This is a genomic window from Vibrio sp. 2132-1, from assembly GCF_033344315.1.
In genome coordinates, this window is the sequence record NZ_JAWPON010000369.1 from 1 (window position 1) to 683 (window position 683).

The 683-nt window shown below is 51.0% G+C and carries 1 protein-coding gene; it reads right to left on the reverse strand.

Annotated features, from left to right (window positions below):
* The coding region (locus tag R8N47_RS25465; protein WP_318186137.1) for an efflux RND transporter periplasmic adaptor subunit at positions 1-683 on the reverse strand (683 nt) is incomplete at both ends.

The following is a 683-nucleotide window of genomic DNA, read 5'->3' on the forward strand; positions in this document are numbered from 1 at the left end:
ACAACATCGTCGGTCAAGGTCAACGCGACTTTGGCGTATGTACCTGGATAGATAGCCGTTGGCGGCTCAAATTGAAGCTTTACGGTATAACTGCGCGAGTTGGCATCTGCCGACGGCGTCACTTCTTTTACTGCCGCTTGCGCGTTGAGGTTGTAAGACGGAAAAACAACGTCCACTTCTTTATCATAAGTCACATAAGGCATGACAGACTCAGCAAAGTTCACCTCTATTTCCAACGAGTTTGGATTGTACATTGATAAAAGCAAAGCCCCCGGTGTCGCGGTATCACCCTTGTTGATGGGCTTTTGCGTGATCAAACCATCAAACGGTGCAGTAATGATGCTGTAGCCAAAGGTCGTTTCCGCCTCGGAGACCGCCGCTTGCGCTTTATTGAAGTTGGCTTGTGCGGTTTGCAGCGCACTTTCCGCTTGGTCAAATTGCGATTGAGGGATCAGTTTTTTGTTTAAAAGCGCTCTGACACGAGAAAACTCCTTTCTCGCCGCGTTAAGCTGCGCTTGTGCAGAGGATAAAGCCTGCTCACTTTGACGAACTCGCGCGTCGAGATCATCGCTTTCTAGCCGCGCCAACACGTCTCCTTGCTTCACCCTATCGCCAACCTTCACCAATACCTCCATCACCGATGCCGTCAACCGTGCCGCGATATCGGCGTGCTGCTCTGCAAC